This window comes from Paenibacillus plantarum, assembly GCF_013141695.1.
GTDB classification, from domain to species: Bacteria; Bacillota; Bacilli; order Paenibacillales; family NBRC-103111; genus Paenibacillus_E; species Paenibacillus_E plantarum.
On sequence record NZ_WHNY01000016.1, the window covers coordinates 100,849 to 115,186 of the forward strand.

Sequence of the window (14,338 nt, forward strand, 5' to 3'; positions counted from 1 at the left end):
TTTCATTCAAATTGGCAAAAATGGTTAAAATTAACTACAGATTATCCATCTATTTTGCTTTTAATCGAATTAGCCCATAATTTAACTGTACAAAATCCATCTATTCGCCGAGCACACAAGGAGAATTACGAAATTTCCATCTGATCGACTCACAACCAGCATGTCACACCTCAGCAGGGCATATGGAAAAAAAGCAGCCTATTAGGCTGCTTTTCCTTTTTTTTGCATATATCACTATTTCAGTTAGGCAACTCCACCGATACCTCACGACGAGTCGCCGCGGAGCGCAGCACGCCGTCAATAATTGCTTGCTGAATTAGAATTTGCTCACCAGGAATTGGGGCTGGTCGACCATCCCGAACCGCTTCGGCAAAATCATGTACTTTCTGATCGAACAGATTCAATTTATGCTCGACAAGCGGAACTGGCGTCGCTGTATGTCCGCCGAATTCATCATGGAATAGCGTGATGGAACCTACGGAGCCATCCCATACCCCTGACCACGGCCCAGCACCAGCCGGAGTCACTTTAAGACCAGCATCCGTACCGAGAAACATCGTTGCTCCAAGGGTATCCATGTGCATCGCCCACGATATTTTGAATTGCAGCACAAGATCATTCTCGAAACGCACCATCGCAACCCCGAAATCTTCGACTTCGAACTTGCTCGCTTCCGGATGGTACATGGAGTTCGTGCCGAAATGGTTAGACGTAAATGCGGACACCGTTAGCGGACGAGGATATCCAAGCGTATTAAGCGCCATATCTAGCGAGTAACAACCAATATCCGCCATCGCGCCTGCCCCGGCGAGCTGTTTATTGATGAATGTTCCACCTGGCATACCCCGGCGACGCCCGCCTCCCGTCTCTACATAATAGACATTGCCAAGTCGTCCAGATTGCACAATCGTTTGCAGCAGCTTCATATTCGGATCATAGCGAGGCTGGAAACCGAGTGTTAGCATCTTCCCACTCTCATTCGCCGCTTGTGTCATATCGATACCTTCTTGAAGTGTCACCGACATCGGTTTCTCAAGTAATACATTCTTTCCTGCGCGCAGAGAATCCACAGTCGTTACGTGATGGGAAACGTTCGGCGTACAAATACTAACCCCATCCAAATCTAAGCGCAATAAATCCGTATGGCTATCAAATGAAGCAGCTTCCGTTAATCCTTCCGTCTTCGCGAATGCTGACGCCTTGCCTGGGATGACATCGGCCACACCTACAATCTCTACATAGTCAAGCTTTTTATACGCGGTTATATGGGCTCTGGCAATGCCCCCAGTTCCGATTATCCCAATACGCAGCTTTTTACTCATCCTCGTCAATCCTTCTCTCATGAAAGTGTATGAAGTCCGAACTTCCCTTCATTTCAATATAGATTGACAATAGCATAGAGAAGGACGATTTTTTAGTTCATATTGATGCCATCGGAAGTGTAAGATTGCGACATTCGTCAAATCACCGCTCTATCGACTCGCTAATCCCCTGTACAATACCAAGAGCCGAAGCCGCTCGTGGCCATCCTGCATAGAAGGCCATATGTGTAATTGCTTCCACTAGTTCTTCTGTGCTTAGGCCATTCTCTATAGCCAACCGCAAGTGATATGGTAGGTGTTCTGTCATACCTCCCGCGACCAGCACCGCAATGGTGACTAAGCTTCGATCCCGAATAGAAAGCTGCTCCCTTCGCCACAAATCTCCGAAAAGCACGTCCTCCGAGTATGCAACGAATGCTGGCGCGATTTCACCGTAGGATTCCCTTGCGGTAGACACTATTTTCCGATGAGTCATAGGCCACCACCGATCTTGAGCATCTGTGCTTCTCCGTTACCGAATGACCAATCCTCGTATTCGTTATCCACCAGTACCACAAATACATCTTCTTTCCGCATAGGAAGTTCATTGGATAATTGTTCAGCTAGCGCGCTATAAAAACCTTTCTTCTGCGAAGTCGTTCTCCCTGATTTCAGGGTTATTTGAATGTATAGCAGTCCATCGCTTCGTTCGACACCTAGATAGCTAGGACTATAATAGAACTCACCTTCCTTATGCGAATGAAATACTTGAAAAACATCGTCTTTCGGAACGTTGAAGTACGCCACCAACGCGCTTCCAATAATTCGGCTGATCTGCCCTAACTTATTACGATCATATTGGTGCTCGTAGTAGCTGACTCTTATGAATGGCATACCCTGCATCACTCCCTTGATCAGATAGCTACATTGTACGCCGTGAATTTCAATCTATATAATGGAATAAAACGATGATCTTAATCAATTTTATCGATGGAGGCTTGAGGGATTTGGATTTAAAAGAATTGATCACTTTCCAAACCATTCTTAAAGAGGGGACCTTCTCTCGTGCAGCGGAGAAATTGAATTATGCGCAATCTACGATATCGAATCAAATGCAACGATTAGAGAAGGAAATTGGCGTACAACTTTTCAATCGGGGATGGGACGTCGAACTGACAAGCGCTGGGGAACGATTCGCGTTGGAGATTGATAAACTCATTCAACATTGGAACGATGTGACCAATCTGACCAAAGCCTTACAGCAAGATGAGATCGGCAACTTGCACATAGGCGGTATCGAATCTGCCATGCAGACGTTACTCCCTCATACAATGCGGCTATTTCACGAACAGAAGCCACGAATCTCCTGTCAATTCACGATGGGAAATACCGATGCATTATCACAGGCGATTATCAAAAAAGAGCTCGATTTAGCCATTTGCGGTGAGCCGTCCGATTCGTTGCCATTCTTTTTCAAGCCGCTTTATCAAGAGAAAATGGCAATTGTCGTTGATCGAAGTCATCCACTGCTGGAACGAAATCACGTTACTTTCCGTGAGCTTCTACATTACCCCCTCATCTCAGGGGGACCCACCTGTCTCTATTATTCACAAATAACAAAATTACTTTCTCATTACGAAGTAACGCTTCCCCATCTTCATACCATAAACCAAATTTCAGCCATCCCCCATTTTGCAAAAGGAACGTTGGCAGTGGGTCTCGTTCTGGACTCGACTCCTTTGATCCCGGAAGTGGTGAGAATGGATATGGCATGGGATGAGCCTGTCATCCCCATCGGGATCTTGCAACTTCGTGGACAGCACGCCGCCCCATTCTCTTATAAGCAATTGTTCTTACAACTTTTGAAAAAGGTAATAACAAGCTCCTGAGTGTCCTTCTACACAGCTTCTCCAGTTAATAGACGCGCGGCCTCTTCAAGTATCGTCTTATCTCGCAAAAGCATGAATTTGGATGAGTAATCGGTACAAGTTAGCATCAACTCCTGCATCACGGCCAGCGCTTGATCTAATGACATCCACGCAACGACCATCCCTAGTTGGATCTCGTTTTCAGTAAGCATCGTATCGCGGAAGCTAGCGTTAGCTTTGGCTATATAACAGTAGGAGAATTGCATAAACTTGTTTCTGTTTTTATGTTCTTCGATATACCCCAATTCATGAATGATTTCAGCATCGTAACCCGTCTCTTCCTGGATTTCACGTAGAAAGGCTTCATTTGCATCTTCTCCTTCATCTACACCACCGCCAGGCAGCTTGTACAGGTTCGTTTTGGACATATACATCATGGCAACATTTAACTGGCTATCTACTAAAAGACCTCTTGATCCGTATCGAGAGATGGTATCTAGTAATTCGGGTGCACTTCCTAGGATATCGTTATCCGTAATTTTTCTAATCAGTTGCACAAAATCAACCCCCATTACAGTACTTATTTCACATCATTATAAGGCATTGATTCCATTTCGAGTGAAAAAGAAGCACGTTTTATGCTTGACTCTCCTCTTAGGGAAGACTTTAAACTACGTAAAGAAAGGAGGCATGAGCATGCTGTACTCGGTAAAAGAAGTCTCGGAGCTATCGAATGTAACCATCAAAACGCTTCATCATTATCACAAGATCGGTCTCCTTTTACCAAGCAAAATAAGTGAAGCTGGCTATCGTTTGTATGGAACCAAAGAGCTGGAGCGTTTACAAGAGATTTTATTTTACAGAGAATTGGATTTCTCCTTAGACGTTATCAAGGACATGATGGATCACCATGCAGATCGGCTATCCATTCTTTCACAGCAGGAGGAACTGCTCCTAAGTCGCAAAGAGAAGCTAGACACCATCATTCAAACATTACGTAACTCAATCGAAAGTATAAAGGAAGGGACAACGATGGACACGAAGGAACTGTTCAAAGGTTTTGAAAACGAGGAATCCTGGAATCAAGCACTGGCTGAGCAAAATCAATATTTAAAGGAATCCTATGGGATGGATCCACTTAAAGTTGTCACAGAGGATGTTCAAGAAATGAATGAACAAGCGGTTGAAGCTATGACCTTCATGACTACTATGTCGAGTTCCTTACGAAGTGGCATTAAGCATTCGGATGAGCACATAAGAGATTTGATCCGATCCCATCTTGATTTTATGAATAAACAGGGTCATGCGCTATCCGTGCAGGATTTTGCAGCGCAGACGCAATTTTTCCTACAGGATGACTTTCATCTTAAAATGCTGGAAGATCAGCAAACTGGGCTAGCTTATTATTTGTCGGCCGCGGCCGCGTCGTTGGCTTCATCAAATTCATAGCGCATTTCCGGCGACAATGTCGCCATAAGAGAGTTGGTATCCCCTAACAAAAATAAGTGTACTTTCGCATCTTTGACCCCTTGCAGGCTTACAAAGCGCAGGCCTCAGCGCTATTCTGCAACAATGTACAACAAAGGAGCTAAGCGCCAACGCGCTATAGCTCCTTCACATTTTTCCCTATAGATATCCGTTCAGCCCGGCCTTCAGCCTCATCGTCACCTCTGGATGATCCTCTGCCACGTTCCGGTTCTCCCAAGGATCACTGGTCAGATGATACAGCCGATCTGGACGGTTTATTTCCACGATCAACTTCCACTCACCGTCCGATGCGATCCGCCATGAGCTCGGATGCTGCGGCCCTTCGTCCAAACCTGCAATTTGCACCTTGCGTAACGCCGCTTCGGTTTCCCCCTGCAGGACACGTTTGAGTGAAAGGGAATCCTCCGCTTCCGGCATCGCTAGACCGGCCAAGTCGAGGATCGTACTAGCCAAGTCCTGCAACTCGGCCAACGCTTCGCTGTACTTCCCCATTTGGATGCCTGGACCGCTAATCACCAAAGGAATATGAACCGATCCGCGTTCAGGCTTGCATTTTCCGAATTTATCAAAGTCGCCCAACATATCGCCATGATCCGAAGAATAGATGATGACCGTGTTTTCTAATTCGCCACGGTGCCTAATCGTATCCAGTAATAGTCCAATGTTACGGTCGATATTGGCCAGCATGGCTGCATAATTTTGCCGGATCGGATTCCATTCCTCTCGGGATAGTGAACAACGATTAGGCTCTGCGAAATCAACCTGCTCCCACTCCGCTTTCATCCGAGCCGTAACGTCAAATGGCTCATGCGGGCACACAAAATTCACCTGCAACAACCATGGCTGCCCCTGCGGGAATGAATCCAGCATCTGAACCCCGCCTCGCGTCAGCCAATTGTCGCAATACGCTTCGTCCGGAAGCGCGGTAGCCTCCGTTCGCCTGCCACGATCCGCCATATCCGCCAGATGAATAGCTGCTAAGCCTTCGCGATACAAATACGACATGTACGGGTCTTTGGGCGAATCCTTGCCTGATATGATCGCGTCGATTTTACCTGCGTTATCGATCGCATCCGTAAAGCCAAGATCGCCGAGATCGTCGATCCAGCCGTCCAACCCCCACCAATGCGTCGCTTTGTGGAGGTCGAATTTGCCGACACCGCCGACGCGGTAACCATTCTCTTTTAACACGGAATAAAAGGTTTTCCGGGAAATATCATAATTCTCATGATTGCCGGTCACTTCCGGCTTGTTGTACCGCAGCCCCGATGCAAGGCAAGCTCTCGCTGGTGCGCAAAGCGGGGAAGAGGTGACCGCCTTCGTAAAGGTAACACCCTCCTTCATCAGCGATTCAATATAGGGCATGCGCAGCGGCAATTCTTCCATTCCCAGCGCAGCCAATGTTGCAGCATCATAGGGCATCCAATCGCCACGGTGCGTATCTGGAAATAGAAATAGAAAGTTGGGACGTGTCATCCTATCCTTGACTCCTCTCACTGACAAGCTTGATCGGATCCTTCACCGCTACCTGCCAGGCTAGCAGCTCTTCCTCTAGCCGTTTCAGGTGATCTTCCCCTGCCGGGTCTTCGGCTACATTACTCAATTCCCACGGGTCTGTTTGCAAATTGAACAGCTGGGTCAAGTTCGAACCGACCTCTCCACAGCGGAAATAGCGAATCAGCTTCCAGCGGCCGTCGCTGACCATGCGCTGCACATTTTTGTAAGCGCCAAATATGCTCTTCCTCGCTGCGTCCTCGCTGCCTTCCAGCAGCGGCACCAAGCTTCTGCCTTCAACCTGAGGGTTTGTGGGGGTCTGAGTTAACTCACACAAGGTCGGATATATATCCATTTGGCAGCCAAGTCCACGGACTTCCGCGCCTACCTGCAATCCCGGTCCCCGCATAATGAGCGGAATGTGAAGGCTGTGCTCGTATAAATTTTGCTTGCCAAGAAGTCCATGCTGCCCAAGTGCGATCCCATGATCCGCGGTATACACGATAATCGTATGTTCATCTTGATTGCTGTCTTGTAGAGCCTGTACAATACGTCCAATTTGCTCGTCCATATGCGTGATCATACTATAATACTCAGCCAGGTGCTGGCGGATCTCATCCGGCTTGCGTGGGAAAGACGCCAAACATTCATCCCGCACAGACAGCTCTCCATTATCAAAAGGATGCTCTGTCATATAATTGCCGGGAAGCGGTATCCCCTCCAGCGGATATTGATCTAGGTATGCCTGTGGCGGTGTTCGTGGATCGTGTGGAGCCGTAAAAGCCACATACAAGAAGAAAGGCTCTTCATCGGTATGTTGTTGTATAAAGTCAACAGCGCTGTCCGCGAAAAGCTCCGTAGAGAACTTATCGCTCGGCTTGGCGTCATCCGCATGAAAAATCCCTGATGGATCGTAATCATGCACCGGTAGTCCGATATGATCGCCCATCCCCCCAAAGAAAACGTTGGCTCCGCCCGCAAAGCTTCTGGCATAGCTCGCTTTGCCATTATGCCACTTGCCGATGCCGAAGGTCTTATATCCGTCTCTCCGATATACTTCTGGCAAGGTAGGTAAGGTGGGATTCAGCTCCCATAGTTGCTGATTTTCCGTCTGCCCGAGCATCACTTCCTTCTCAGAAACAGTCGCTTTGAAGATATTCGTTCCGGTCAGTAGACTAGCTCGGCTTGGCACGCAAAGGGCTGCCGTTTGTCCACCCATTGTGTACATGGATGAAAATCGCACTCCTTTTGCCGCCAAATCATCCAGAACAGGTGTTCGAACCACCTCATTACCATAAGCACCGATCCCGTCGAACCGATGATCGTCCGCGATCAGGAAGACGATATTCGGCTTCCGCTTACCAGCTTTCTCTTCTCTCATGAGTACCTCCAGAATTCGGCATTTATTTGATGGCGCCGCTCGTTAAGCCCCGCTGCATATACTTCTGTCCGAAGATATAGAGAATGACAACGGGAATCGTAATCAGTACAAGCGCTGCAAACACTTTGTGATAATCCGAGGTATATTCCTTAATGAAAAATTTAGGCGCCATCGTCACCGTCAGCATCGTTTCCTTACTGATGAAAACAAGTGGCAGCACATATTGATTCCACGAGTTGAGAAAAGCGAGAATGCCAATGGTTGATAGCACCGGAACGGACAGCGGGAGCATCACATGTAGGAATCTCCCCCATACGTTAGAGCCATCAATTTCTGCTGCTTCCAAAAGCTCGCTCGGCACCTCGTCGAAACTATTTCTGGCCAGCAGCAGCGAGAAAGGAATGCACATCGCCACTTCCGGACCGATTAAGGACATATACGTGTTCATCCAGTGAAACGACTTCACCGTTTGAAACAAAGGGACAAGCATCGCGACAGGCGGGATCATGAGTCCGATCAGACAAATCGCGAATACCGACGAATCCCCGGGAAATCTCAGCTTACTGAAACCGAAGGCCGCTAATGCAACTACGATGAGCAGGAGCACAACGACGGAAACGGAGACAATAAAACTGTTGATCAGAAAATGCGGAAACAAATCCAGGCTGAGTACGGCTTGATAGTTCTCCCATCCAGCGCCTTCGAATGAATACAGGACAAGATCAATCAGGGGAATGACCCAAACAGCAGCCAATAGGAAGAGCAGAAGATTCATTGTGATCTTCTCCGAAACTTGCATGCGTCCGAACAATGTCATTACCTCCTAATCCTGTTATAAACGCGCAGCTGGAATGCCGTGTAGCCGAAAGCAATTAACAGCAGAATGACAGACACCGCACCACTGTATCCCACTTTGTATTTGAGCAGTGACTCCCGAAAAAGGAACGTCGAGATGAGCTCTGTTTCTCCCCCAGGACCGCCTTCTGTCATGATCCAGATTAAATCGAACACTTTAAGCGCATGAATAATACCCAAAATTAGCAATGTGATATGCGTCCCGCTAAGCATAGGGAAAATAATATATCGGAACTGCTTCAACACACCGGCCCCATCAATCTTGGATGCATCGAATATTTCCTGATCAATATTGAGAAGACTTGTGTAATAAATCAGCATGTAAAAGCCGCTATTGGCGAAAACATAAACAACAGCAATAGCATTTAGAGCAGTAGCAGGCTCGGATAGCCAGGAATGCGCAAAGCTCTCCAAACCGATGTACCTCAATATGGTGTTCAATAAGCCGAAATTCGGTTCATAAATACCGGCAAAGGTGGTTCCGATGGTAACAACAGCAATGATGTGGGGAAGAAAGAAAATCGATTTGAACAGACTATCAGCAGCCCATACGCCGTTTAACAAGGTAGCCAGCAAGAGCCCAAACGCCATCGAAAGTGGAATGGTCATAACTAGGAAGATCAACGTATTGCCCAATGCCTGATAGAAATTCGGGTCCTGTAATAAATTTACGTAGTTGCCGAAACCGATAAACACTTTACTTCCAATCCCCGACCATTCGAAAAAACTGATATACACATTATAAAAAATACCGAAAAACGTGAATACCGAGACGAAGATTAGTAATGGCAGCGCAAAAAATAATCCGGCAAAGCGTCCTCGCTTCTTCTTTCTAGACCGGACTGTTTCAACATTCTCTTGCGTGTAAACGAGCTCCACATTGATCCTCCTCTCCAAGCCTCACGGAGGAGGGAACCTCATCTTCTATGAAAAGAGGTTCCTCCGTGAATGGTTGCCATTTCATTTTAATGAAACGAAATATAGTCCAGATGTGCAAAATAGTTATTCGAATTCGCGTTCTTCGTATGCTTCACCACTACCTTAATTGTATGATTGCCTGGGGCTAAATCTTGCTTGTTGAAGGCCAACACTTTGTTCTGCTGAGATGCTGCATAGGAATCATACGTAGTCTGAAGCACGCCATCTACATAAATATCAAATTTACCTCCGCCAGCCCCCTTCTGGGTATACAACTTAACACCCGTTCCACTGAATGCGTACTCGGCGTAAGCATCTTGCGTGGAACTGTAAGAGATCGTACCGTCATAGCTGGCAGCTCGAGAAATATGATTCCAAGTTCCGCTATAGGTAATGGCGGCATTCGTGTCATCCACAATCGTATCGGTTTGTGCCTGTGCCGGGCTCACCGAATACTCGAACAAATCCAGATTCACGCCTGTACCGGTGGAGTTCGGATTCTTCGTGCCGGTCACCACCATTTTGATCGTATGCGTCGTGTTCGCCAAAGACGTCGTTTCGTAAGCAATAGCATCAAAGACTCCCGACGAAGCATAGGAATCGTACGTTGAGACTTTGGTACCATCGATATAAATATCGAAGATCCCAGTCGACGAATTTTTCTTCGTAATCAACCTTACGCCTGTGCCCGTAAATGTGTACTCCGCATAAGCTCCGGCCTGAGAGCTGTTACGATCCGTGCTTTTGAAATAACTCGTATTACTTTGATCCGCCCAAGTGCCGCTATAAGTGACCAGAGGACTCCTGTCATCGGTCTGCTTCCAGCGCAGAATTTGCCCGATATTATGCATGAGATCAAGCCCAGCTTGCGATATTTTGCCATTCGGCCCAGGCGGAACACTCACTGCGAAAGAGGCATAGCGCTTGTTGTAGTAACGCACCTTATTCGCCGTATACGAAGCACTGCTCCATGGAGCAGCCGGTGATTCATTGTTCGTGTAGGACCAATAATCCGTATACAGCGTCCAAGCTTCCTCCCATGGTGTGGCGTTGCCGACCGGAGGATCGCCATTTACCAGCTCCGTCACATGCACATCGGAATCGGCAGCTTTATCATCGTCATGGAAGAAAACAAGTGTATTCGGCTGTATGGATTTCACATGAGCTTCTAGCTGAGCCGCTTGGGCATTGTTAATCGCTTTCGCATGATCGAACCAGATGGCAATGACTTCACCATAATTGGTAAGGAGCTCTGTCAGTTCATTTTTAGCAAAATCCGTGTAGGCGCTGTTACCCATTACGCCATTCGGATAATGGTACCTGTCATCCGCATTAAAGTAGATCGCGAACTTCAAGCCGTACTCCGCACAAGCGTCAGCAATCGCTTTTACAACATCCAAATTCGGCGTTGAGCTCGTCTCAATATCGTATGTCGTGTACGCACTGTCCCAAGCTGCCCAGCCATAGCGGTGTTTGGCCACCGCAATAACATAGTCCATGCCAGCGTCTTTCGCAGCGGCCACCCACTGATTCGCGTCAAAGTCCGTCGGTGCGAACAGCGTGGAAGGGAAGTTCTGCGGGTTTCCGTCACCACCGGCGGTTCCTGTATACGTATTTAATCCATAATGCGGGAAAAAGCCAAATCCCAACTGCACATACTCATCAGGTGTAATTGCTTGCGTGCTCGGCGTGCAAACAGAAACAGATATCACAGATGCAAGCAGCACACTCCCTACAATGGATAATCCTTTTTTTCTCATTGGGATCACTCCTTTCGGTTAGCGTTTCACGGCATCAGATGCCTTCTGCACTTCGGCCATCGCCTGCTCTGGTGTTGCGGTTCCACTGGCCACCTTTTGCAAATTAGCGAACAGCGCTTGTTCAATCGAAGCATTATCCAAGAAACGGATTCCTCCAACATTATTCGTCAGCGCGTTCAAAATCACATCAACCGACTGCTTCTCGATGTCCGTTTTCAGATTGGCTTTATCCATCGATAACCCTTCTTTCACGGGAAGGAACTGCAGCGCTTTGCTTAAAATCGTCTGATATTCGCCAGTAGCCATGAACTCAACGAATCTCCAAGCTGCTTCTTTATGCTTCGAATCTTTACTAATACCTAGTGGCACATCACCATTGATGAGGACACTTGTTTTTCCGCCAGCAATTGTCGGCATTGGCACAAGACCGAACGTACGATCGCCGATTTTCAGCCCATCCTTATTCGCCACATCCGTCATAATCCAAGCACCCACCAGAATCATTGGCAGCTGTCTCTTCTGTTCGTACATATCACGCAAATCCGGATCGAATTTGGTTGTCAGGTTGCCGTCTTGGAAAATTTTATCCGCGTAAAACTGTTTGAATGCATTCGTCGCCTGGAGGAACACAGGATCTGTAAATTTCGCTTTGCCCGCGTCAGCTTCGTATAATTTCCCTGGTGCAATTTGATTCACAAGTGTATAAAAGACATCCGTAACCGTCGCGCTTTTCCCACCGGCGAAGCCTAGACGAGGCACAATGCCCGGCAATTTGGCATCCTCGAACTTCTTCACGACCTGCTTCAGTTCGTCGTACGTTTTAGGCGGCTCAGCGCCTACTTTCTTGAACAAATCGACATCATAGGAGAGGAACGGTGTTACCGCAACGCCAGTCGGTATCGTTTTGAAATCGTTCTTCTTGGACGATTCCATCGGTGTTGCTTTGAACAACTTCTGCCAATCCTTCCCGAGTGATTTCTCAGCAAGCGGCGCTAATGGCTCTAGAATCGGTGTATAGTTTTTGATCATCGGCCCGTTAGAGAAAGCCATCACATCCGGAACCTCTCCACCTTGGATAGCGACTTGAATTTTCTTGTCGTAATCGGCAGATGGCGTGCGCACATAATTCACTTTGATTTTGGGATATTTCTCGTTAAAAGCTTTAATTAACGGCTGCCATACGTTGTCTTCCGGTGACCAGGACCAGAACGAAATTTCGCCTGTAATCTCTTCAGGCTTCTGCGTGGCAGCTGCCTTCACATCCCCCGACGGGGCTGGCGTCGTACTGGCCGTTTGTGATGAGCAAGCAGACAGCACCAACGGAACGGTCAATCCAATGAGTAAATAATTCATAAATCTCATTCTTTTCATACAACAAAACACTCCCTTTTAAACATATTTAGTATACACGTAATACCAAGTAATCAACTGGGATTAGTTGTTTTCAATGTAATGTCTGTAGGGCAATCTGTCAATAATTAGTTTTATTTTGTGTGAAAAGAAATGATATCGAAGCTAAACCACCCCTAAAATCACCTCAGATTTATTGATTAAGCGCTTACATTAATGTATATTTAGTATATACGTTATACTAAATAATAGCACGATAAATTTACGCGATATCCAAAATATTTTTGACATAAAAACTTATTTTGTATATTATTCATACTAATTACTACCAACGTAACTAAGTAAGGTTGTGACCCGATGCCATCCATTGGACCCATTGGCAATTTTGATTTAGTAAAGAAAATAAATATGGAACACGCTCTCTCTACGATCCTGCAGTATCGTCCCTTGTCCCGTGCCAAAATTGCTTCGCTCACAGGTCTCAATAAAATGACCGTCTCTAGCTGTGTGGATCTGTTCGTGCAGAAAGGCTTTGTCGTGGAGTTGGGAACTACCGGTACGTCAAGAGGACGCCCCCCCACTCTGGTCGATCTGAATGAGAAAGCGGGCATTTGCGTCGGGGTGGATATTGAAATTAATCATTTTACCGTCTTGATTACCGATTTACTAGGGAAAAAGCTAGATAGCAAGGTATTTCCGCTTCAAAGCAAAGATCCCTTCTTTTTCGTCGAAACGATTTCAAATGTATTGCGAGACATTGTGAAAGACCATGGCAAACGCCAATTAGGCATTGTCGGAGTCGGTATCGTCATCCCTGGCTATTACAACATCCGAACGGATGTCGTTGATTTCAGCGCCAATCTGCAAGAGTGGAACGATTTCCCTTTGCAGGCCGAGCTCACCAAGAGAGTCCCGGATACGACTTTCTATATCAATCCAGCTCCTTATGCAGGGGCTATGGGAGAAGTGCATTTCGGTGGGGCCAAATCAGCTGATCATTTGGTTTATGTAACGAGTTCATGGGGGTTGTCTGCGGGCGTATACAGCAAGGGCGAATTATTCACCGGATCGACGGGTACTGCGGGGCGGTTAGGACATTCCACCATTCATATGAACGGCAAAAAATGCACCTGCGGAAGCAGGGGCTGCTGGGAGATGTACGCCTCCATCAAGGCGCTGTATGAACTGCTTGACACTACGCCTCAGGCGCTGACATTTGCAGAAATTGTGGAAGGCATCAAGCGCAGCGATTCCCGAATGACCAGTGCTGTGCACGAGCTAGGCCACTACCAGGGCATCGGTCTCGCCAACGTGATCAATGCCTACAATCCGAAATTCATCTGCATCGGAGGATTGCTAGCGCTGCTCGGTCCGACGCTGATCAATTCCATCTGGAACACGTTGCGTGAAATGATTCCAGAACGCTTTCTCCTGAATCTGGAGATCTACTGTTCGGATCTGGGCGAACTTGGCATTGCTCACGGCGGCGTCTCAATGGTACTGCGACATCTGTCCGGCATGATTATTGAGCATTCGTTGCTGGAGCAGGCGAAAGTGTAGGATGTTTGTATTGGGCAAGTGTTGGTTATGAACAAGAAGCAGAGTGATAATTATAAAACTCATTGACCAAGGATCCTCTTGAATTCGGCAAAATCCGATAAAAAAGAGGATTCTTTTTTCTGTTCTTTTCGAAACCTAGATAAGCGGAATGAATATGGCAGTGTTCCTCTGGGTTAACCCCTCCAATCGCTTGTTTCCATGGATAAGCTGCAATGCCTGGAAGATCCGCTCGTCAGAGAGATTGTAGAAATGGTTAATTGATTTCCAAGGGGTAACTTTACATTTGAACTCGATTCTTCCTTTTCTTCCAAAATGCACAAATTTACCTTTCTATTAAATTAAGTTCATGATATTTTAAAGTAA

General features: G+C 46.9%; 13 protein-coding genes. 3 read left to right on the top strand and 10 right to left on the bottom strand.

Going from position 1 to position 14,338, the window contains the following annotated elements:
• Positions 1 to 239: 239 nt before the first annotated feature.
• From GC096_RS05285 to GC096_RS05295, 3 genes are all read right to left on the bottom strand, one after another.
• Positions 240 to 1,322 (bottom strand): Gfo/Idh/MocA family protein, encoded by a 1,083-nt coding sequence (locus GC096_RS05285; protein ID WP_171629239.1) that lies wholly within the window; start codon positions 1,320 to 1,322, stop codon positions 240 to 242.
• Between the two features lie 142 nt (positions 1,323 to 1,464).
• Entirely contained in the window at positions 1,465 to 1,797 is a 333-nt protein-coding gene (locus tag GC096_RS05290; RefSeq protein ID WP_171629240.1) for a carboxymuconolactone decarboxylase family protein, read from the bottom strand.
• A complete protein-coding gene (locus GC096_RS05295; protein WP_171629241.1) occupies positions 1,794 to 2,195 on the bottom strand; it encodes a tautomerase family protein in 402 nt (133 codons plus the stop codon). The genes GC096_RS05290 and GC096_RS05295 overlap by 4 nt, the downstream gene beginning before the upstream one ends.
• A 113-nt stretch (positions 2,196 to 2,308) precedes the next feature.
• On the opposite strand from GC096_RS05295, the gene GC096_RS05300 reads away from it, so the two are divergent.
• Entirely contained in the window at positions 2,309 to 3,190 is an 882-nt protein-coding gene (locus tag GC096_RS05300; RefSeq protein ID WP_171629242.1) for a LysR family transcriptional regulator, read from the top strand.
• A gap of 8 nt (positions 3,191 to 3,198) precedes the next feature.
• On the opposite strand, the gene GC096_RS05305 is transcribed toward GC096_RS05300, so the two are convergent.
• Complete coding sequence (locus tag GC096_RS05305) at positions 3,199 to 3,726, bottom strand: NUDIX hydrolase (RefSeq protein WP_171629243.1); 528 nt, start codon at positions 3,724 to 3,726, stop codon at positions 3,199 to 3,201.
• 139 nt (positions 3,727 to 3,865) lie between these two features.
• Here GC096_RS05305 and GC096_RS05310 point away from each other — a divergent pair, with 139 nt between their 5' ends.
• On the top strand, positions 3,866 to 4,618 hold the full coding sequence (locus GC096_RS05310) for a MerR family transcriptional regulator (RefSeq protein ID WP_171629244.1): 753 nt from the start codon (positions 3,866 to 3,868) through the stop codon (positions 4,616 to 4,618).
• 177 nt (positions 4,619 to 4,795) lie between these two features.
• On the opposite strand, the gene GC096_RS05315 is transcribed toward GC096_RS05310, so the two are convergent.
• The 6 genes from GC096_RS05315 to GC096_RS05340 form a co-directional block, all read right to left on the bottom strand.
• Positions 4,796 to 6,133 (bottom strand): sulfatase family protein, encoded by a 1,338-nt coding sequence (locus tag GC096_RS05315; RefSeq protein ID WP_171629245.1) that lies wholly within the window; start codon positions 6,131 to 6,133, stop codon positions 4,796 to 4,798.
• A 1-nt stretch (position 6,134) separates the two neighbouring features.
• The gene (locus tag GC096_RS05320; protein ID WP_171629246.1) at positions 6,135 to 7,532 is read right to left on the bottom strand and encodes a sulfatase family protein; all 1,398 of its coding nucleotides are present in this window, start codon (positions 7,530 to 7,532) and stop codon (positions 6,135 to 6,137) included.
• 22 nt (positions 7,533 to 7,554) lie between these two features.
• The gene (locus tag GC096_RS05325) at positions 7,555 to 8,343 is read right to left on the bottom strand and encodes a carbohydrate ABC transporter permease (protein ID WP_171629247.1); all 789 of its coding nucleotides are present in this window, start codon (positions 8,341 to 8,343) and stop codon (positions 7,555 to 7,557) included.
• Positions 8,344 to 8,348: 5 nt separating this feature from the next.
• Positions 8,349 to 9,266: a carbohydrate ABC transporter permease gene (locus tag GC096_RS05330; RefSeq protein ID WP_171629248.1), complete on the bottom strand. Its 918-nt coding sequence runs from the start codon at positions 9,264 to 9,266 to the stop codon at positions 8,349 to 8,351.
• 86 nt (positions 9,267 to 9,352) lie between these two features.
• Complete coding sequence (locus tag GC096_RS05335; protein ID WP_171629249.1) at positions 9,353 to 11,065, bottom strand: alpha-L-fucosidase; 1,713 nt, start codon at positions 11,063 to 11,065, stop codon at positions 9,353 to 9,355.
• A gap of 18 nt (positions 11,066 to 11,083) precedes the next feature.
• A complete protein-coding gene (locus GC096_RS05340) occupies positions 11,084 to 12,436 on the bottom strand; it encodes an ABC transporter substrate-binding protein (RefSeq protein ID WP_171629250.1) in 1,353 nt (450 codons plus the stop codon).
• A gap of 336 nt (positions 12,437 to 12,772) precedes the next feature.
• On the opposite strand from GC096_RS05340, the gene GC096_RS05345 reads away from it, so the two are divergent.
• A complete protein-coding gene (locus tag GC096_RS05345; RefSeq protein ID WP_171629251.1) occupies positions 12,773 to 13,975 on the top strand; it encodes an ROK family transcriptional regulator in 1,203 nt (400 codons plus the stop codon).
• Positions 13,976 to 14,338: the final 363 nt, after the last annotated feature.